This is a genomic window from Sphingomonas flavalba, assembly GCF_047553045.1.
GTDB classification, from domain to species: Bacteria; Pseudomonadota; Alphaproteobacteria; order Sphingomonadales; family Sphingomonadaceae; genus Sphingomonas_L; species Sphingomonas_L flavalba_A.
Genome location: NZ_CP180208.1, coordinates 2,342,096 through 2,360,858 on the forward strand (window position 1 = coordinate 2,342,096; position 18,763 = coordinate 2,360,858).

The following is an 18,763-nucleotide window of genomic DNA, read 5'->3' on the forward strand; positions in this document are numbered from 1 at the left end:
GCATGGGGGCGCGCGGGCCGGGTTAGCACAGCGGTAGTGCAGCGGTTTTGTAAACCGAAGGTCGGGGGTTCGATCCCCTCACCCGGCACCACCCCGCATCGCCACCGCACCACCCCCCGGACATCGCCGTCCCCCTGCTATCCGCCCGTCACGGATACGCGGCGCGCGGTCATGCGTTCACGCAACCGAGCGGGTCGATCAGGAGAATGGCCATGCCCCGCGGCGACAAGGACGCCTATACCGACAAGCAGAAACGCAAGGCGCGGCATATCGCGCAAGGCTATGAGGAACGCGGCGTGCCGGAAGACGAGGCGCAACGCCGCGCATGGGCCACCGTCAACAAGGAGTCCGGCGGCGGCAATAAGTCCGGGTCAGGACGCGGCGTGCCCGATACCCACCAGTCTGCCGCGCGCGGCGGGCGGGCGCATAAATCCGGCTCGGCAGAGCAACGCTCGGCGGCGGCGCGCAAGGGCTGGGTTACCCGCCGCCGCAACGCCGCCAAGACATAGCTTCCACCCGAAGGGTACGGCGCGACAATGCGCTTGCTGCCCGCCCGGCTTTCCGTCCTGCGCCCACAAAAGCCGGAACACAGCGCGTAAGGCACACCCGCCGATCGCGCCGGACTGCCGCGAAACGCGCGGTCACGGCTCCCCAACAGCCATTATTGAAGCGCCCCGCCCGCAATGGGCGTCAGCCACGCGCGCCCCGTACACCGGCACCATCCGCGGCCTTGGCAGAATCATCGGCGGGCCGGCGCCTATCCACAATCCCTCCTGAACGACAGACACAAAAAAGGGAGCCGGCGCGAACGCCGGCTCCCGATTTTGGCTTTTCGAGCGCTTAGTTGCCCGAACCCGGACCGTAGGTGATTTCCACCCGACGGTTCTGCAGTTCGCGCACGCCATCGGCGGTCTCGACGCGCAGGTTGGTCTCGCCATAGCCCTTGGCGGAGATCACCCCGTCCGGCACGCCCTTCTGCTGCAGGTAGTTGCTGACCGCAGCAGCGCGGCGCTCGGAAAGGCCGAGGTTGTAGCGCGGCGTACCAGAGGTGTCGGTGTAACCCGCCACCATGACCTGGGCCTGGCCGCAGCTGCCATACGCCGTGACGGCGTTGTCGAGGATCGACGCAGCCTCGGGCGTGATGTCCGCCTTGTCCCACTCGAAGAAGACAATGTACGGCCCCGGCGTGCACACCACTTCCGGCGGCGGAGGCGGCGGAGGCGGAGGCGGCGGGGGAGGCGGCGGCGGCGGGGGAGGCGGCGGCGGCGGCGGCGGTGCCACATCGCCGAAGTTGAAGATCAGGCTGCCCAGCACGCTGTGGGTCCGCAGCGAGGTGCGAACGTCGCGGTTGATCGAATCGACCAGCTTGACGTCGTTGACCGTGAAATAGCGATACTTCAGGCCGACATCGATCCGGTCGGTCAGCGGCGCACGAATGCCCGCGATGACCTGCCAGGCGAACTTGGTATCGGAATCGTCGAGGAAGCCGCCGCTACGCGCGACCGCGTAGTTGAACTTCGCCCGCGCGACGCCGACGCCGCCACCGATGAAGCCGTTCAGGCTGTCATCGTCGCCGAAATCGAACATGCCGTTGACCATGAAGCTCAGCGCCGAAGCGGTGCCGCCCGCGTCGTTGTAACGCGTGCCCGGAACGGTCACGTTGCCGACCGGGACCGGAACGGTGCTGCTCAGGCCGGTGATGTTGGCGCTACGATAGCCGACCTCAGCCTCGAGGCGAGCAGGGCCGAAATCGTAGCCGATGATTCCGTCGACATCATAGCCGTAATGATGATCGACTTTGACCGCGTTGTTGATCCCGGCGATGTCAAGATTGACATCTTCCACGATCATCGCGCCGCCTTCGACGCCCACATACCAGGCCTTGTCCTTCGCCACGGCGGGCGAGGCAAGTACCGTGGTGGCGAGCGCCATCGCAACGGCAAGGTTCCGCATAACAATCCCCTTTCTCGTGTGTCACCAAGGACAGCCGTAACTCGTTACCGTCAGCTTGGTTTCCACGCAAGCGCCCAATTCGCGCAATTGTTGCCGAAATGTCGCAGTTTCGTGTCTTTTAAGTCGACATTCGGTCCATTTCGACGGCGATCCGATCACCCGATCAGCCCATGGGCCTGCAAGCGGCCGATCAGCGCGGCAATCGCGGCCCGCGCCTCGCCGTCAATCGTCGCGCCCCCGCTCGGAACCGCGACCGCCGCCTGCCGCGCCGCGATCACCCGCGTCCCGTCGACGTGGATTTCCGCCACAGGCGCGATCCCCACGGTCCAGCCACCGGCCCAGTTCGCCCACAGGCCGCGGTCACCGATCCACAGCCGCATGCCCATGACCGGCGGCAGGAACCGCCAGCCCCCGTCGGTCATGCAGGCGAGCGCGCCGTCGCGCCCGGCCCAGGCGCCACTGCCTCCCGCCGCCACGATCCAGCATTGGCCCGGCGCGGCATCACCCGGCGGCACGGCAAGGTCCATCGATTCGGCGGCGGCCATGCAGGCGGCGTCGATCAGCGCCAGCGCCTCGTTATGCGCCACCTCCTTCTGCGCCTGCCCGGCGGCCAGATAGGGCAGGCCCAGCCGCGCACTCGTCATCTCAGTCATAGCACCGGCTCCTCAGCCTATCGACAGAACAAGGGTGGCCGGGCGCGACGCGGCGAGCCCGCCCTGCTGGACCACGGTTATCGTCACCTGCGCGCCATGCGCCGCGTCCCCGGCAACGTCGGCTGGCGGATAAACCAGCGTCGGCACCGCCGCCGCCGCCGCCCGTACGCTGCCGTCGGCGCGGGTGAAGCTGACACGATACGCCTCCTCCGGCTCGCCGACCGGCACGTCGCCGCCGTCGCGCCACAGCCAGCCGTCCCGGCTCCGCCGCGTCCAGCGCAAGGCGAATCCGCCATCGCCCAGCGGCATGGCGGCCAGCGCTATCGGCGCCGGCGGCCGCATCCCGCAGCCGGCCGCCTCAACCCACGCCTCGGCCGCGCCGGCACCGTCGCCGACCCCGCTCGCCATGACCCGGATGGTGCCGCCGACCGCGCTCGCCGGCGGGGTGAAGCGCGCCAGCGCCTCCGCCTCGATCAGTACGAACCGCTCGTCCGCCGCGTGGCCGCCTATCGCCCACTCCGTCCCCCGCCGCCCGCGCAGCAGCCGCGTTATCCGCCAGCGCCCGCCGCCCAGCGGCTCGGCCGCGCCGAACTGGATCAATTCCTCGCCAATCAGCGCCAGATTGGCGCCACCAATCAGCGCGGGGTCGTCGGCGCCGGCCAACGCCACCGCGTCGTTCAGCAGCACCACCGTCACCGCATTTTGCGCGTCGAACAGCGTCGTGCTGCCCGCCGGCAACACGGTCTCGGCCACGCCGATCACCGCCGGCGCCGCCGTCGCCCCAATTGGCTGCCACCGCCCGCCGTCATCAGTCGACAGCAGCAGCGCGGCGCGGCGCCAGCCCGGCTCCGGCCCGGCTGCCGCGACAAACAACCGCGGTTCGCTGGGCGCCACATCCTCGATCGGCGGCAGGTCGAGCAGGTGGACGACGGTCGGCCCATGCACCAAATCGGGCGCGGCATTGCCCCGCCCCGGCTCTGCGGCGGGTGGCGCCAGCATCGGCGCACTCGTCTCCCGCACCAGATCGAGCGCCAGCGCCATCCGCTCCAGCGTCCATCCCGCCACCCGCCAGCGCCCGCCCTCGCCGGCAAAGCCGATGCGGTCGCCGGGCCGGATCGCCATCCGCCGCCAGCCCAGCGCCACCCGCCGCCGCAGCCGCCCGGCGGCGTCGCGGGCGATCCGCGCCTCGGCCAGCGCCTTCGCCGCCCCGGCGTCCAGCGCGGCCGGCAATGCAATGGCCAGCGCCCCCCGCCCCGGCCCCGGCCGCCGCGCGCGTTGCAACCCGGCCTGATAATCCCGCGCCGGCTCGTAATAGCTCACCGTCACCTCCGCCGGCAGGCTGCCCGCCGCCGCCCGGCTGTCCTGCTCGTCATCGGCGCCACCGGCCGCCGCCCGCCGCTCGCCAGCGCCGATCACCGCCCCCGGCGCCGCCCCCGCCAGTGTCAGCGCCGTCCCATCATCGCTGATCGACAACGGCACCGCATCGGCGATGCTGTCGATCACCGCGCGCACGCTGTCGCCGGACGCGGCGAAGCCGCCGAACGCCGCTGGCACCTCTCCGCCCACCGCCCCGCCGGTCAGCGCGCCAATGACCGCGCCGACACCGACTGGCCCTGCATCCGCCTCCACCTCAAAGGTCAGCGACGGGATGCGGTTGCCATAGGCGCCAAGCTGGAACCCCTCGAACACCGCATAGGCGCCGCCGCGCTGCGCCGGCGTCATCGCCATGCCCTCGGCGGCGGCAATCAGCGGGTCGACCGGCTGGTCCTCGCCGCCCAAATGGAGGCGATAGCCGGTCTCGGTCTTGAAATCCCCCGCCGCCCCGCGCAGCAGCTTGCCGTCGGCCCAGATCCGCCCGACCCGCCGGATCGGCCGCGCCGACAGCAGCACCGCGAACGACGCCGAATAGCTGTAGCTGGTGACGGACGGCCGCCCCTTGCCACCGCCGCTCTTGTGTCGGTCCTCGATCAGGTCGGTCGCCCAGATCACCGTCCCTGCCACCCGCATCGTCCCGAACAGCCTGGGGATCGGCGATCCGTAGGACGATGTCTGGACGGACAGGTCACCCAGCCGCGGCCCCTGCCGCCCCTTCGGCTTGAACAGCACCGCCTGGTCGAAGGTCTGGCCGACGATCGCGCCGACCGCGCCGCCCAGCGGCCCGCCCAGCATCCTCCCCAGCCCGGTCAGCAACAGCGTCGCCATTCAGTCCTCCACTCGCCACACCCCGATCACCGGCCAGCCCGGCCGCCCCGGCACCTCGACCACCCGGCGCAGCCCGGCGTCGGCATGGACGAACCCGCGTGCCGTCAGCACCGCGAGGTGAAACTGTCCCGGCCCGGTCGCCAGCAGCATCACGTCGCCCGGCGCGTCCTCGTCCGCGCGCACCAGCCCGGCTGCATCCAGCCGCGCGGCCCAGCCATCGGCGTTGCCGCCGCGCAGCGCGTAACCTTCCGGCACCGCCCCCGCATGCCCGGCCCCGCGCAGCGCACAGGCGGCCACGCCAACGCAATCCAGCCCAAAGCGCGGATCGCGCCCGTGCAGCCGGAAACGCGCGCCGACCAGCGTCTGCGCCGCCGCCGCCACCGCCGCCCCCGTCATCTCATTCCCCCGGATAGCGGGTCAGCAGGTCGTTGCCGGGCAGGAACGGCTCGCCTCGAAAATTGACCGCGTTGGCAAAGCGCCCGGCGCAAGTCGCCAGCCTTTTGTCGCATCCCTCGGTCAGCAGCACCCGCGCGCCCGCGCTCACCGCAAAGGCCGGCGGCTCGGCCAGCGTCACCACCGCCCCGCTCGATGCCAGCACAGCCGCGCTCGTCCCGCCATTCGGCCCGTCGATCCAGCGCAGCAGCCCGTTGCCCCACGCGTTCGCGCCCGGCTCGGCGGCATCCAGCGTCACCGTCGCGCCGTCCGCCGCCACCACCCGCGCCATCCGCCGCCGCCCGCGCAACGCGACACGACAGCGCCGGTCGCCCAGTTCGGCGCGGCAGGTCGGCGACGTCGCCTCGCTTGCCGGCGCGTCGAGCAGCGCGGTCGGCCCGTTCAGCGCGACGCTGAATGTCCCCCGCGCCTGCTCGACTGCACCGAACGTCCCGCGCAGCAGCACCAGCGCCTCGCCCGGCGCCGTCCAGTCGGTGGCGAACAGCCGCACCGCCGCCCCGTCCCAGCGCCCGGCCGCCAGGTCGTCGGCGCTGATCGCCGCGGCGGTCAGCGCCCCGCTCACCTCGACCGAATCCGGGTCGATTCCGTCACTCTTCTCGATCGCCGACGGCAGCATTCCCGGCGCCGCGCGATAGCGCAGCCCGTCCATCTCCAGGTCGCGGTCGTGGCTGGTGAAGCCCAAAGTCACGCCGTCGCGCCGGGCGATCCGCCAGCAAAAGGCGATCGCGCCCAGCGGCGCGTCGAGCAGCCCGCTCATCCCTCGCGTACCTCGACCAGCGGAACGGACGCCACCGCCCCGGCGAGGAACGTCGCCCGGCTGACCTCCAGCCGATCCTCGGCAAAGCGCACCGGCACGGCGAAGCGGAAGCCGGCGCTGACAACCGCGCCTGCCGCCGGTGCCGCGTCGAACCGCACCACCCCGCCTTCGCCCAACGTCCAGCCGCCCGCCACGACACCATCGACGGCAACGCGCACGCTCTCCGTCACCGGCCGGCTGATCCGCCGCATCTGCGCTTCCCCGCCATCGCCATAGCTCTTGGTCAGCGCGAATTCGGTCGTCACCCCGTCGCCCGTACCGATCCGCTGGTCCCCCGCATCCGGCGCCCCGGTCATGCCGTTCGAACTGTCGTCGAACGGATCGCGGAAGCGGAACCCCCGCGCCGCGCCGTGCCGCGCCCGGAAAAACCCGATCAGCGCCTGCACGTCCGCTTCAGATCGCACCCCCGGCCCGGCGTCGAAGCGCAGCCGCGCATCGGCCCAGTCGGCACTGCGCTGTTCCCAGCCACCGCCGGTGGTGACGATCGCGGTCGAAAATTCCGGCGTCACCGCCGCCTCCCGGCCGATCGCCAGCGGAAAATCCACATCATCGAACGCCTGCACCGCCGCCTCCCCCTCGTCGAACGCCACGAACCCGTCACGCGCCACCTGCAGCAATGCCCAGACGAACGCCGCCGCCACCCCGCGCGCCCGCGCCGCCTCCGCCGCCCCCGCTATGTGCCGCCACTGTCCGGCATCTTCCGGCCGCAACACGAAACCGGAAAAATAATGCTGCTCCGCGACCGGATAGCCGAGCCGCGCCTCCGCCTCGGCCACCGCCCGCGCGGTCGCCCCGCGGTTGCCGACGGTGACATGGTCGTAATCTTCCAGTTGCAGTACATCGAACGCCGGCCGCGCCCAGCCGACCGGCATGTTCGCGCGCCGCACCTCCGGCGCCGCCGGGTCGAGCACGCCGGGCAGATAGGCCAGCAACAGCGCCTCCGCCCCCGGCGCCTCGCCGCGCACCGCCGCGACCAGCGCCGCCGTCGACGCCGCCAGCGCCGCCCCCGCCCGGTCCAGCGTCGCCGTCTGCGCCGCATCCAACGCGCCGCGCACGTCGCCGATCGCCGCCGGCGCGATCGCGACGACCGCCGCCGCGTCGTACAGGCAGATCCGCCCGTCCGGCATCACCCACCACCACGGCTCGCCGACCTGAAAGCGCACCGCCAGCCCGGCGTCGCGCGCGATCGCGGCAAACGCCCGCGCCACCTTTTGCAGATAATCCATCGCCCCGTCATGCGCCGGTGACAGCAGCGCCGACGGCGGCTCCCACCCGGTCAGCGCCGGGGCGCCGTCCGCCGCCCGCTGCTTCCAGCCTTCCGGGCAATGCATGGCGAGCAGCTCGTAGGACAGCGACAGGATCAGCCCGAACCCCAGCCCCCGCGCCCGCGCGGCGAAATCGCGGTGCCACGCCGCCGCCGCGCCGTTCAGCGCCGGCCCGGCCGGATCGACGGTGCCGTCCACGCCCAGCCGGAAATAATGGCTCATCCCGACATAATGGTTGATCGCGCCGCGATAGCCCAATTGCAGCGCCTGCCGCAGCACCCGCTCCGGCGTCAGGTGATAGGCGTCGTCATAGCCGGTGGCGATCGCCAGCCCGTTGGCCGGGATCAGCACGTCGCCGATCTCCAGCACCGATCCCGCCCCGTCGCAGGCGATGCCGCTCAGCTCCACCCACCCTTCCGCCGGCGCCGCCAGCGCCGCGTCCGCACCGGTAAAGCCCGGCGCGACCAGCGACACGAACAGCCGGTCGATATCCCCCGCCCACACCGGATCGGCCTCGCCGGGCAACGCGAATCCGCCGGCGAGCGCGTCGAAATCCAGCACCACCGCCGCGTCCTCCGGCGTGCCCTCGGCATAATTCCACAGCCGGACCAGCCAGGTCCGCGCCGCGCCCGCCGCGTCGCGCCCCTCGATGGTCAGCGTCGGGCCGTTGACCGCGTCTAACGGCATCACCCCGCCCGATTTCCAGCGGAACGCCAGCCGGCACCCGCGAAAATCCCGCGCTGTCTCATAGGCAAGCAGCGGGTGGTCGAACCGGTCCTCCGCTTCCCAGATCAACCCGGCCAGATCGTCGGCGCGGTAAAAGGTCGCGTCGATCCGCAGCCCGTCCGCCCCGCGCGTCACCGCCGACGCCATCATCGGCCGCGGAAAATTCAGCGTCCAATAGGCCGGGTCGAACCGCTTGATGAACCCGCTCTCCTGCCCCTCGCGCCCCTGCGCCAGCCACCAGCCCATGCTCACTCCCCCGCCAGCAGCGCCTGGCGCACCGCCCGCGCCACCTGCCGGCTCGACCGCGCCAGCATCTGCGGCGCGTCGCCGCCGCCCGCCGCGTTGATCGTAATCGCCACCCGCACCTCGCGCGCGCCGCCGCCCGGCGCCTGCGCCTCGATCCGCCCGCTGCTCGTCGGCACGAACAATTCCGGCCCGCGCTCGCCGACGCGATAGGCGGCGCCCGGCGCCACCGGCCCGCCGGTCGCCCGCCCCGGCAGGCCGCCCAGCACCGCCGCCGCCACGCCCTGCACCCCGCCGCCGAACAATGTGCCCAGCCCGGCGCGGATCGCGCCACTGGCAATCTGCGCCATCGCCGCCATGGCCACCTTCTTCAGGTCCTCGAACCCCAGCTTGCCGGTCCTGACCGCGCGCAGCAGCGCGGTCTCGATCGTCCGCCCCGCCCGCTCCGCGCCCTTGCCCAACCCACCGTCCAGTTCGCCGCGCATCGCCTGCACGTCGCGGGCAAAGCCGGCGGTGTCGGCGCGCACCGCCACCACCAGCCGCTCGATTTCCTCATCCATCGGGAAACATCTCCATCAACCGCGCGACATCGCCGCCGTCCGCCGCCGGCGTCTCGCCGGCCAGCGCGCCGATCACCGCCGCCAGTTCGGCGGGCGTCGCATCCCAGAATTCATCGGGCCGCCAGCCGAGCAGCGCCCCGGCAACCCCGGCCAGCCGCGCCGCGCTCTCGGCAAACATCATCGTCCTTGCAGGATCTGCATCAGCAGCACGCGCAGCACCGGCGTCGCCCGCGCCAGCCCGCCCGCCGCCACCGCCTCGCCGAACGCCGCGCGAGTCAGCCCGGCCGGCCGCGCCGTCAGGCAATGCCAGAACAACGCCACCATCTCGCCCAGCGCCATCCCGCCCGCCGCCGCCCGCTCGACCAGCGCGAACAGCGGTCCCAGTTCCTGCTCGGCGGCGACCAGCGCGGCAAAGCTCGGCCGCAGCACCAGCATGTCGCCGCCGACGGCAATCGCCGCCTCCCCCCGCGCCGGGTTCACAGCGACGCGACCGCGCCGGAACTTTCCAGGCTCAGCGTGTAATTGCGCTCGCCGTTATAATCCCCGGCATAGTCGAGCCGCGTCACCAGAAACCGCCCGCGCATCCGTTCGCCGCCCTCGAAGCTCAGCTCGTAATCGTCGAGCGTCCCGGCCAGCGCGCTCGCCTTGATCCGCCCCTCCGCCGCCGATCCGGTGAAGATGCCGGCGCCGGATACGGAGACGGAGCGCACCCCCGCCCCCGACAGCAATTCGCGCCAGCCGCCCGAATCCTTGCTGGTGATCTCCACCGCCTGCCCGTTGACTGAAAGCTGCGTCGTGCGCAGCCCGGCCACCGTCGCGAACGCCGGCACCTCCGCCCCGTCGCCCACCTTCAACAGAAACGCGCTTCCCTTTTCCGCAGCCATACCGCCTCCTATTGCTCCAGCACCCGCACCCGATATTCGATCGTCGCGCGCCACCCGCCCCGGTCCCGCGCCATCCGCGCGCGCAGCAGCACCAGGCTCGCCATCCGCCATCCGCCCAGCGCCGGGTCCATCGCCTCGATCGCATCCTCGACCGTGCCGATCAGCGCGTTGAGCCGCGCCGGCCCGGCGCCATCGTCGACCAGCGTCACCGCCGTGCGCACCTCGCGCCCGCGCACGCCCTTGGCGCCCCAGTCGCCGGCCACCGCCTCACCGATCACCGCATGGGGAAAGCCGACCCGCGCCGGCGGCCCTTCGAACAGGTGGACGCCCGCGACCGTGCCGATCGCCCGCGCCAGCCCCGCCTGCACCGCCTCGACCGCGCCGCTCATCCCAGCATCTCCCGCGCCATCAGCGCCACCGCCCGCCGGCTGGCCTCGTCCAGCGGCCGCGCCGCCGCCACGCCGTCGTCGGTCGCCACCGCCTCAATCCCGTCATCGGTGAGCGCGGCGGCCACCCGCGCGATCGCCGCCCGCCGCCGCCGCTCGCCCAGCGCCCGCGCCCACGCGCCCCAGTCCGCCGCGCTCATCGCAGCCGCATCCGCCGGAACGGCCGCCACAGCGCCGCCACCGCCGCCGGCGGCGCGCTGTCGCCATCGTCGCCGTGGAGGTGAAGGTGGGCGACCAGCCGCACCACTCCCTGGCGGATCGGTTCGGCCAGCGTCGCCCAGTCCGCCGCCATCCCGGCGTCCATCGTCACCCGCGCCCGCCCTGCGGTGCCGGGGGCGGTGACGCGCAGCCAGCCGTCGCCATTGGCGTCGATGTCGATCGCATAGGCGCCGACCGGCAGAGGAAAGGCGGCCCCCTCGGCGGGCAGCCCGGCGACGCCCACAATCGCGCGCACCGGCGTCGTCGCCAGCCGCCGCCATTCGCGCGCCACCGGCACCACCTCGTCCAGCGTCCGGGCGATCAGCACCTGCCCGCAAAACCCCTCGCCCAGCCGGATCGCCGTCGCCGCCAGCGCCAGCAGCGCCGCGTCGTCGCCATCATGGTCGATCCGCAGATAGGCCCTGATCGGATCGATCGCCGCGGCGATCGCCCCCGGCGGAATCGGTGCGGCGCCGATCATCGGCCGCGCGCCGTCATCGCCACCGCGCCCGGCGCGGCGGCCTGTGCCTCGGCTGTCATCTCGCTCTCCCCCGCTCAGCTACGTTCATAGGCCCCGGCGGCGCCGGTTCCGTCGTTGCGCCGCGCCGCACCGTCCAGTGCAAAGCGCAGGCCGGCCAGCCCGGCCGGCACCCGCGCATAGGCGGCGTTCGTCTCGCCGGTCAGGCGATAGTCGCCGCCGCCCCCGGCCGCCGCGCCCCCGGCCCGCATCTGGACAAAGCCGATGACGGCGCCCGCCGGCAGCGATCCCGTTTCCCAATATTCGCCCAGCCAGTTGTCGCTCGCCTCAGGCACGCCGGGCACCCGGCTACCGCCGGTCGATCCGTTGACGCAGACATTTCCGCGCCCGCCGACGGTGTAGAGCAGCTCGTGGTTGCCGACCCGCCCGGTCGCCGTCGACACGGTGGTGAAGCTGTCCGACTTGCAGTTATATTCGGCAAAGATGCTGTACAGCGCGACGCCGCGCCTGATCACCCCGGCGGCACCGGCGGCGTCGGCATAGCACCAGTTCGTCCGGTTCTCGGTCGCGTCGCCCGGCACGGTGCCATAGGCGATCAGCAGGTTGTCGAGCGCGGCGACACTGCCGTCCGCGCCAATCTGCAACGCCGGCGCATTGGCCACATTCGCCCGCTCGAACACGTTCTGGACCAGCGCCAGCCCGCGTTGATACGCCCGCTTGTCGCCGAACAGCGCCGGCGATCGCATGTCGAGACAGCGGTTGTTGGCGAATATCCGCCCGTCGTCGCTGTCCCATTGGGCAAAGCTCGTCTGGTGCTCGCCCGGCGTCACCCGGCTGAACCGGCAGCCGATCGTCGTGAACGCCGCGATCGCCATGTTCACACCCGGCGCCCAGCTCAGGCCCAGCGCCAGCACCACCTGCTCGCGCCGCGCCACGCCGATCGACGCCAGCGGGTTGGCGTTGCCATTGGTCATGCCGGTCAGCGTGCCGTTCCGCATCCAGATCAGCCCGACCCGGTAGTTGAGCGGCGTCACCGTGCCGCCATTGCCGTCGAACGGCCCGTCAAACGCCAGCATCGCGGAATTCACGTCGCTGCCGCCGTTCAGATTGTGGCTGGTCAGTTGCACCACCGGGCAGGCGAAACGGTACAGGCCAAGCCCGGCGAATGTCCGCGACGCACCGTTGCCGACACTCAGCCTGACCGCACCGGTCGCCAACGGATCAACCGCAATCGTCGTCCAGCACAGGCCGGCGGCAGTGGCGATATCGCCGGCAATGCCGTGGTCGACCGCGCCGCCGGCGCCGTCATCCATCAGCCACACCGTCGATCCGCTATGGTCGTTATGGCCCTTGGTGGCATTGTTCGCCGCCGCCAGCCCGGCCAGCGCCGCGATCAGCGTCGGATAGGGGGTGGATCGCGACCCGACCGCCCCGCCGGACACCCCCGCCTTCACCCACGCCTCCAGCCCGCCATAGCCGCCGGTCTTATCGCACAGGAAGCGCAGCGGCGTTTGCGGGTTGGCGGTCGGCCAGGCGACGCCATCCGCCGCCAGGTCGAGCACCGCCGACGCATCGCCGATCCACGGATAGACACGGGCATTGACCGTGGACAACGTGCCCTGGTCCAGCGCCGCCAGCGGCACGCTCGCCTTCCACGCCTCGACGATATTGCCGCTGGTCTGGATGTCGGACAGCGCCGGGGCGCCGCAGACCTGCGGCGCAGCGGTGTGCGTCCCGTCCGATCCGGTATAGGCGACGCAGGCGACCTGCTGGCCGTTCATCGCGTGGCGGTGATAGGCGACGCCCTCGACCGCGAAACCGGCGCCGGTCGCCCGCTCCTGCTGCAGGTTCAGCCAGGCGAACAGCGGCTTGTAATAGGCGCGGGTCGATGCGTTGACGATCGCACCGCCCGCCACCGCACCGGCCGCCGCCGCGCCGTAGTATCCGGCCGCGCAGTCGACCGATACCACCGTCGACCCGGCATAGATCAGGTCGGACAGCGCAATCGTCACCGTAGCCGTCGCCCCGTCGTCGCCCGCCAGCCGTTCCGCCGCGTTCGGATATTGCCGGCGCAGGATGCGGGTGCCGTGTATCTGCCGCGTCCGCACAGTCGCCGCCCCGGCCGTGTCGTATCCGGGGTCGGCCACCGTCAGGGTCAGCTTTTCCGGGTCGAACGCCGCACCGGCGATCAGCGGCAGGCGGATCTGCGCCGTCCAGCCGTCACCGGCAATGCCGATCCCGCCACCATCCGGGTCGATCGGCGTCGCATCGCCGACGACAAGGCTAACGATCGCCGCCTCCGGCGGCGGCGGAGCGGCCGCCCCGGTCCGCCGCTGCGCCAGCTCGATCGCGAATCCCAGGACGCTCATCAATACAGCGCCAGTATGGCGGTGGCGGTGGTCCCGGTCGCCCGCACATGGCTGGCGCGGAACGGCACTATCGTGCCCGCCGGCACCGCCTTCCACGTCGCGTCGGCACCGCCATGGACGCCGCGCATCACGATGTCGCCGGCCCCGCCGACATACAGCGCCTTCGGCACCGCCCCCAGCGCCTCGCTGTCGCTCGGCACCACCGCGCGCGCATCGGTCGCGGGCGCGGTCGCGCTGTCGACCGCCCCGGCAAAGACGTCCGTCATCTCATGTCCCCTGCAATTTCGTCGTATCGGGCGGGGGCGCCGCCACCGGCGCCCCCGGATGGCGCTCAGGCCGCGGCGAACTTCATCAACTTGATCGCCTCGCTGTTCGACACCGCGCCGCCGATCCGCTTGGTCGCGTAGAAGTGGACGAACGGCTTGTTGGTGAACGGGTCGCGCAGGATGCCGGTCTCGCCGCGCTCGGCGATCAGGTATCCGGCCTTGAAGTTGCCGAACGCGATTGCAAAGGCGTCGGCGGCGATGTCGGGCATGTCCTCCGCCTCGACCACCGGATAGCCGAGCAGCGTGTCCGGCTGTCCCGCCGCCAACCCCGGCTGCCACAGGAAGGCGCCGTCCGACGTCTTGAACTTGCGGATGCGCGCGCAGGTCGCCGCGTTCATCACGAAGGCGGCACCCTGCCGGTACGGCGCGCGCAGCGTCTGGATCAGGTCGATCAGCCGATCCTGCGGGTTGCTGGCGGCAAAGCCACCGACGGCACCCGACGCGATATATTGCAGCGTGCCGAACGCGCGCGCGCCGTCCGCCGCGTCGCTGATCGGGCCGGACAGGAATCCCTTGGGCTTGCCGGCGCCGTTGCCGCTGACGAAGGCGGCGCCCTCGGCGGCGGCGAATTCGCGGGCGATCTCCCCGGCCAGCCATTCCTCGACGTCGAACGCCGCGTCGTCCAGCATCGCCTGGCTCGCCGCCGGGTTGGCGTACAGGTCGCCCATCGGCGGCGCGATCTCGTGGAAATCCGGGGTGTCGGTCTCCGCCCGCGCCCCGGTCTCCGTCGCCCAGCCGGACCGGGCGCCGCCGGACGTCACCAGCTTGCGATAGCCGCTCGACCCGACCCGCACGACATTGGCGATCGCCCGGATCGGCGAGATGTCTTTCAGCGTCGCGTCGATCGCCGCGTCGATCTCGCGCGGCACCGCATAGCCGCCGTCGCCGCCGCTCGCCCCGCTGAAGCTTTTCAGCTCCGCCGTCGCGCCGCGCCGCAAGTACCCGTCGACGAACGCCTGCCGCCCGCCGCCGTCGACCGCCCCGGCCAGCGCCGGCCGCATCATCGCCACCCCGGCCCCCGCGCCCGCAACCGCGTCGAACGACGCCTCCAGCGTTTCCGCCTTCACCTCAATCATGCTCGTCTCCTCGCCCATCGAACCTCACCCCTCGACCGCATGCACCCGCGCCAGCGGCTGCATCGGTGCCGTCACCAGACTGACTTCCAGCAATTCCAGCGCGATCAGCTCGCGCGGGGCGCACCCCCGTGCCGCCTTCACCCGGTATCCGAACGACAGGCCGGTCACCTGTCCGCCCCGGACCAGCGCCGCCGCCGGGTCGCCGTCGGGCACACGAGCGATCACCCGCAGCCCGCGCCCGTCCTCGGCCAGCATCTCGACGGTGCCCAGCGCCCGCCGGTGCTGCCACAGCAGCGGCACCGCCGCGCCCGCCCCGGCGAATGCGCCGCGCCGCACCACGTCGCCGCCCCTGTCGACCGCGTCGAACACCGCGGCATAGCCGGCGAACCTCACCGCGCCGCGCCCCAGAACCCCAGCTTGACCGCAATGCCGAGCAGCAGCAGCGCCAGCAGCAGCCGCACCACCCAGCCGACGGCGGCGCGCAACGCCGACGTTTTCGCGTCGCGCCACGCCCGCAACAATTCCCGCAATTGCATGATGTCCCCTCCCGCCCCGGCATCGGCCAGACCGATCGACGCCAGCGCCCGCCGCGCCCCGCGCTCGCTCGCCTCCTCGACCAGCGCGCGCAGCGTGCCGATATCGGCGCCGCGCGCCTCCGCCTGGCGCAGCAGCTGCGCCAGCACCGCATCCTCAGCCATTGTCGAACCCCAGCATCTCGCGCTTCTCGGCGTCGCTCAGGAAATCGGCCGCCGTCAGCGCCTTCCACAGCCGTTCCCGGTCCTCCGACAGCGCCGGGACCAGGTCGAGGTCGACGCTGAACGTCACCCCCGGCCACCATGCGCTGAGCGCCCCGCCCAGCGCGTCGAGGATCTTGCCGAGCAGCGGCAGGATGGTCTCGCGCCACAATGCCCGGTTGGCCTCGCGGTAATTGGCGAAGGTCGCGTCGCCCGGCAGGCCGAGCAGCAACGGCGGCACGCCGAACGCCAGCGCGATCTCGCGCGCCGCCGTCGCCTTCAGCCCGACGAAATCCATGTCGGCAGGCGACAGGCTCAGCGCCTGCCATTTCAGCCCGCCCTCCAGCAGCATCGGCCGCCCGGCATTGCCCGCCCCGGCAAAGCAGGCGTCCATCTCCGCCTTCAGCCGGTCGAACTGCTCGGCGGACAGCGCCGCCCCCTTCTCGCCCGGGTCGTAGACCAGCGCGCCGGACGGCCGCGCGGCATTGTCGAGCAGCGCCTTGTTCCACCGCGTCGCCGCGTTGTGGATCGCCACCGCGCCCGACGCGGCGCCCAGGCAGCCCATCCCGTAATGGTCGTCGAGCGGGTTCAGCGCGCGGATATGGACCAGCGCCGGCCGCCCGGCCGCATCCTCCGCCATCAGCCGCGTCGCCGTCGTCCCGGCGCGGTAGAGGTAAGCGGCCGGCCAGCCGCGCGCGTCGACCTCCACCGTCACCCGCTCCGGCCTGAGCGGAAACAGCTCCGCCACCCGCCCGTCGCCGTCGCCGAGCAGCTCGACGAACGCATTGCCGTGGAGCAGCATGTGGCAGGCAATCATCTCCAGCAGCGCGCCCGTCACCAGCGGCCCCGCCGCCGCTTCCGACGCAAAGACCGGCGCCTGCCCCAGCCCTTCGACAATCAGCCGCACCGCCCGCTGCGCCACCGCGTTCCCGGCATAGGCATCGCGCGCCTGCGCCTCGTAAGCGCGCGGCCACTCGCCCAGCACCGCGCCCGAAAACCCGCGCGCCAGCGCCGGCCGCGCGGCATCCCGCCCGGCCTTGCGTCCGAACCACCTCATCCCCGTCTCCCCAGAATCCGCCGTCCGGCGCCGCCCGCGCCTATCCCAGCAACCGCACCCCGACCGTCCCGCTCCGGCCGGCCAGCATCAACTCGGCCAGCGCCCAGACCAGCGCGTCGGCGCGGTCGGGCGATCGCCCCGGCCCCTGATAACCGCCGCCCGCCACCAGCCCGCACATCTCGTCCTCCAGCGCGGCGAACGCGCCGACATGGAACACCCGCCCGGCGGCGTAGAGCGCCGACACCGGCTCCGCCCGCGCCGCCTTGCCGTGCGCGGCGTGGACCAGCCTGACCGGCAGGTGCGCCGCCGCCGCGCGCAGCACGCTTTCCACCATCGCCCCGCCGTTGTTCGCCTCGGCGATCACCCGGTCGGCGCGGTTGCGCGCCGCCGCCATCGCCACCGCCCGCGCCCAGCCTTCGGGGCCAAGGCCGGATACGCTTGCATCCTCGACGACATAGCCCAGCCCGTCCTCGCCCAGCGCGACCGCGACGATGCCGCAGGCGTCGCCGCCGATCCCGGCCGGCGGGTCGACGCCCACCACCACCCGCGCCACCGCCGGCAACCGCCGCGCCCGGCATTGCTCAATCAGCGCGCGGGTCCACAGCGCCCCGGCGATCTCGTCGATCAACTCGCCGTTCAGCTCCTGCCGGCCCAGCCGGGTGCCGCCATATGTCTCCTCCATCGCGTTCAGGAAGGCGGCGGGCAGGTGGGCGCGGTTCTCCGCCGTCCGCCCGCCGCTCACCACCACCCCCTTTTCCGCCACCAGCCGGCGGATCAGCGCCACCGGCCGCGGCGTCGTCGTCGCCACCGCGCGCGGCCAGCGCCCGGCGCGCAGGCCGAGCATCAGATTGTCCCACGCCGCCTCGCCTTCCGGCCATTTGGCGATCTCGTCGGCCCAGGCGGCGCTGTGCTGCGGCCCCCGCAGCGATTCCGGCTCGGCGGCCGAATAGAGGAACGCCTGCGCGCCGTTCGGCCAGGTCAGCCGGCGCAGCGACGGCTGCCAGTCCGGCCGGTTGTCGATCGGCGCGATCGCGATCAGCCCGCTCTCGCCCTCGACCATCACCGAGCGCGCCTCGCCCATCGTCGCGCCGATCAGGGCGATGCGCTCGCGCGGCCCCTTTTCCGCCCGTCGCCGCACCCATTCCGCCCCGGCCCGCGTCTTGCCGAAACCGCGCCCGGCCATCAGCAGCCAGACGCGCCAGTCGCCATGCGGCGCCATCTGCGTCGGCCGCCCCCAGAAATCCCAGTCGCTCTCCAGCCGCGCCAGCGACCGCCGATCGAGCGCGTCGAGGTAGCGGCGCCACCGCCCGCCGCCCGCCGCCGCCCATCGCTCGACCCGTGCCTGCTCATCGGTCATCGCCGCCGCTACCGCTCTCGCCTTTGCCCTCACCGCTGCCGTCACCATGGCCGCCCCCGCGACTCTCACCGCCGCTGTCGCCGCCATCACCGCCGTTACCCCGGCCCGCATCGTCCCCCGCGCCGCCGCTCAGCCGCACTTCCATGCTCTCGAACCTGGCAATCAGCCGGGCGCGGATCACCTCCTCCGGCTCCAGCACCGGCGCCGCGTCGGGCCGCTCGCCGCGCAGCCGCATCACCGTGGCGCGGTGCTGGGTCAAAAGCTGGTGAGCCTGCCCGTCGTTGAACACCCGCTCACTGCCCACCCGCTTGCCGCCATGCCAGACCGGCTTCAGCGTGCCTTTGATCGCGCGCTTGACCAGCGCCATCTCCAATTCGTCATAAGCGGTCAGCATCGCCTCCGCCCACGCCTCGGCAAAGCCGGGGTCGCGCCGCTTCAGCGCCCGCGCCGACACCGTCGACATCCCCGCCGCCCGCGCCGAAGCGGATATGTTCAGCGTCCGCGCCAGCGTCTCGAGGAACTGCCCCCGCTTGGCCGCCGTCCATTCATGGGCGCGGGCCGGCCGGGCCTGCGCACGCTGCGCCGCCCGCCCGCCGGGCGGCGCCACAGTCGCCGCCGCCGTCCCGCGTCTGCCCCCCGGCCCCGCCATCCACGCTCCCCCCGAAAATATCAGCCCGGCACACCCCGCGGCTCCAACGCACACGCCGCCGTCATTGCGAGCCGCCACCGGCGACGCCGCAATCCACGCCCAGATCCAAGCCAATTCACCAAATCCGACAGAAATCCGGCGCCAGCGACACGTCCGCGCCCTCGTCATTGCCAGCCCCCGCAGCGGGCGCGGCAATCCCTCGCCGGGCCGCAGGCCAAACCGCCAAAGCCAGATAAAATCCGGCCGCGAAGCCCCGCCCCGATTCACATCCTCTCACCGTGACCCCATGTGCCATAACAGCGTTACGATGTCAATAT

Annotated in this window: 22 protein-coding genes and 1 tRNA gene; 2 read left to right on the top strand and 21 right to left on the bottom strand. The window is 72.4% G+C overall.

Annotated features, from left to right (window positions below; all coding sequences use genetic code 11):
- Positions 1-16 precede the first annotated feature (16 nt).
- Both ACMT1E_RS11175 and ACMT1E_RS11180 read left to right on the top strand, forming a co-directional pair.
- Positions 17-91: transfer RNA gene (locus ACMT1E_RS11175), tRNA-Thr, on the top strand.
- Positions 92-212: 121 nt separating this feature from the next.
- Positions 213-509: a plasmid stabilization protein gene (locus tag ACMT1E_RS11180; RefSeq protein WP_414900293.1), complete on the top strand. Its 297-nt coding sequence runs from the start codon at positions 213-215 to the stop codon at positions 507-509.
- A gap of 331 nt (positions 510-840) precedes the next feature.
- Here ACMT1E_RS11180 and ACMT1E_RS11185 read toward each other — a convergent pair whose 3' ends face one another.
- From ACMT1E_RS11185 to ACMT1E_RS11285, 21 genes are all read right to left on the bottom strand, one after another.
- Positions 841-1,953: an OmpA family protein gene (locus ACMT1E_RS11185; RefSeq protein ID WP_414900294.1), complete on the bottom strand. Its 1,113-nt coding sequence runs from the start codon at positions 1,951-1,953 to the stop codon at positions 841-843.
- Positions 1,954-2,108: 155 nt separating this feature from the next.
- On the bottom strand, positions 2,109-2,606 hold the full coding sequence (locus ACMT1E_RS11190; protein WP_414900295.1) for a DUF2793 domain-containing protein: 498 nt from the start codon (positions 2,604-2,606) through the stop codon (positions 2,109-2,111).
- Positions 2,607-2,618: 12 nt separating this feature from the next.
- A complete protein-coding gene (locus ACMT1E_RS11195) occupies positions 2,619-4,808 on the bottom strand; it encodes a phage tail protein (protein WP_414900296.1) in 2,190 nt (729 codons plus the stop codon).
- Positions 4,809-5,204 (bottom strand): peptidoglycan endopeptidase, encoded by a 396-nt coding sequence (locus tag ACMT1E_RS11200; protein WP_414900298.1) that lies wholly within the window; start codon positions 5,202-5,204, stop codon positions 4,809-4,811.
- A gap of 1 nt (position 5,205) precedes the next feature.
- Positions 5,206-6,018 carry a DUF2163 domain-containing protein gene (locus tag ACMT1E_RS11205; protein WP_414900300.1) on the bottom strand — a complete coding sequence of 271 codons (813 nt, stop codon included), beginning with the start codon at positions 6,016-6,018 and terminating at the stop codon, positions 5,206-5,208.
- Positions 6,015-8,315 carry a DUF2460 domain-containing protein gene (locus tag ACMT1E_RS11210; protein ID WP_414903397.1) on the bottom strand — a complete coding sequence of 767 codons (2,301 nt, stop codon included), beginning with the start codon at positions 8,313-8,315 and terminating at the stop codon, positions 6,015-6,017. Before ACMT1E_RS11210 ends, ACMT1E_RS11205 begins: the two co-directional genes overlap by 4 nt.
- Before the next feature lie 2 nt (positions 8,316-8,317).
- Positions 8,318-8,872: a tail tape measure protein gene (locus tag ACMT1E_RS11215; RefSeq protein WP_414900301.1), complete on the bottom strand. Its 555-nt coding sequence runs from the start codon at positions 8,870-8,872 to the stop codon at positions 8,318-8,320.
- Positions 8,865-9,053: a phage tail assembly chaperone gene (locus tag ACMT1E_RS11220; protein ID WP_414900302.1), complete on the bottom strand. Its 189-nt coding sequence runs from the start codon at positions 9,051-9,053 to the stop codon at positions 8,865-8,867. The genes ACMT1E_RS11215 and ACMT1E_RS11220 overlap by 8 nt, the downstream gene beginning before the upstream one ends.
- Positions 9,050-9,307 (bottom strand): GTA-gp10 family protein, encoded by a 258-nt coding sequence (locus tag ACMT1E_RS11225; RefSeq protein WP_414903399.1) that lies wholly within the window; start codon positions 9,305-9,307, stop codon positions 9,050-9,052. The genes ACMT1E_RS11220 and ACMT1E_RS11225 overlap by 4 nt, the downstream gene beginning before the upstream one ends.
- 41 nt (positions 9,308-9,348) lie before the next feature.
- Positions 9,349-9,756 carry a phage major tail protein, TP901-1 family gene (locus tag ACMT1E_RS11230; RefSeq protein WP_414900304.1) on the bottom strand — a complete coding sequence of 136 codons (408 nt, stop codon included), beginning with the start codon at positions 9,754-9,756 and terminating at the stop codon, positions 9,349-9,351.
- A gap of 8 nt (positions 9,757-9,764) precedes the next feature.
- Positions 9,765-10,145, bottom strand: coding sequence for a DUF3168 domain-containing protein (locus ACMT1E_RS11235; RefSeq protein ID WP_414900306.1), 381 nt, complete (start codon positions 10,143-10,145; stop codon positions 9,765-9,767).
- A complete protein-coding gene (locus ACMT1E_RS11240) occupies positions 10,142-10,342 on the bottom strand; it encodes a hypothetical protein (protein WP_414900307.1) in 201 nt (66 codons plus the stop codon). The genes ACMT1E_RS11235 and ACMT1E_RS11240 overlap by 4 nt, the downstream gene beginning before the upstream one ends.
- Positions 10,339-10,881 (bottom strand): head-tail connector protein, encoded by a 543-nt coding sequence (locus ACMT1E_RS11245; RefSeq protein WP_414900309.1) that lies wholly within the window; start codon positions 10,879-10,881, stop codon positions 10,339-10,341. Before ACMT1E_RS11245 ends, ACMT1E_RS11240 begins: the two co-directional genes overlap by 4 nt.
- A 74-nt stretch (positions 10,882-10,955) precedes the next feature.
- On the bottom strand, positions 10,956-13,247 hold the full coding sequence (locus ACMT1E_RS11250) for a hypothetical protein (RefSeq protein WP_414900310.1): 2,292 nt from the start codon (positions 13,245-13,247) through the stop codon (positions 10,956-10,958).
- On the bottom strand, positions 13,247-13,513 hold the full coding sequence (locus ACMT1E_RS11255; RefSeq protein WP_414900312.1) for a spike base protein, RCAP_Rcc01079 family: 267 nt from the start codon (positions 13,511-13,513) through the stop codon (positions 13,247-13,249). Before ACMT1E_RS11255 ends, ACMT1E_RS11250 begins: the two co-directional genes overlap by 1 nt.
- Before the next feature lie 65 nt (positions 13,514-13,578).
- Positions 13,579-14,649, bottom strand: a complete 1,071-nt coding sequence (locus ACMT1E_RS11260) for a phage major capsid protein (protein ID WP_414900314.1) — start codon at positions 14,647-14,649, stop codon at positions 13,579-13,581.
- Between the two features lie 24 nt (positions 14,650-14,673).
- Complete coding sequence (locus ACMT1E_RS11265) at positions 14,674-15,042, bottom strand: HK97 family phage prohead protease (protein ID WP_414900315.1); 369 nt, start codon at positions 15,040-15,042, stop codon at positions 14,674-14,676.
- Complete coding sequence (locus ACMT1E_RS11270; RefSeq protein ID WP_136162149.1) at positions 15,039-15,347, bottom strand: DUF6127 family protein; 309 nt, start codon at positions 15,345-15,347, stop codon at positions 15,039-15,041. Before ACMT1E_RS11270 ends, ACMT1E_RS11265 begins: the two co-directional genes overlap by 4 nt.
- Positions 15,340-16,440: a phage portal protein gene (locus ACMT1E_RS11275; protein WP_414900316.1), complete on the bottom strand. Its 1,101-nt coding sequence runs from the start codon at positions 16,438-16,440 to the stop codon at positions 15,340-15,342. The genes ACMT1E_RS11270 and ACMT1E_RS11275 overlap by 8 nt, the downstream gene beginning before the upstream one ends.
- Positions 16,441-16,480: 40 nt before the next feature.
- Positions 16,481-17,797 carry a DNA-packaging protein gene (locus ACMT1E_RS11280; protein ID WP_414900317.1) on the bottom strand — a complete coding sequence of 439 codons (1,317 nt, stop codon included), beginning with the start codon at positions 17,795-17,797 and terminating at the stop codon, positions 16,481-16,483.
- Positions 17,787-18,446 (bottom strand): hypothetical protein, encoded by a 660-nt coding sequence (locus ACMT1E_RS11285; RefSeq protein WP_414900318.1) that lies wholly within the window; start codon positions 18,444-18,446, stop codon positions 17,787-17,789. Before ACMT1E_RS11285 ends, ACMT1E_RS11280 begins: the two co-directional genes overlap by 11 nt.
- Between the last annotated feature and the right edge of the window lie 317 nt (positions 18,447-18,763).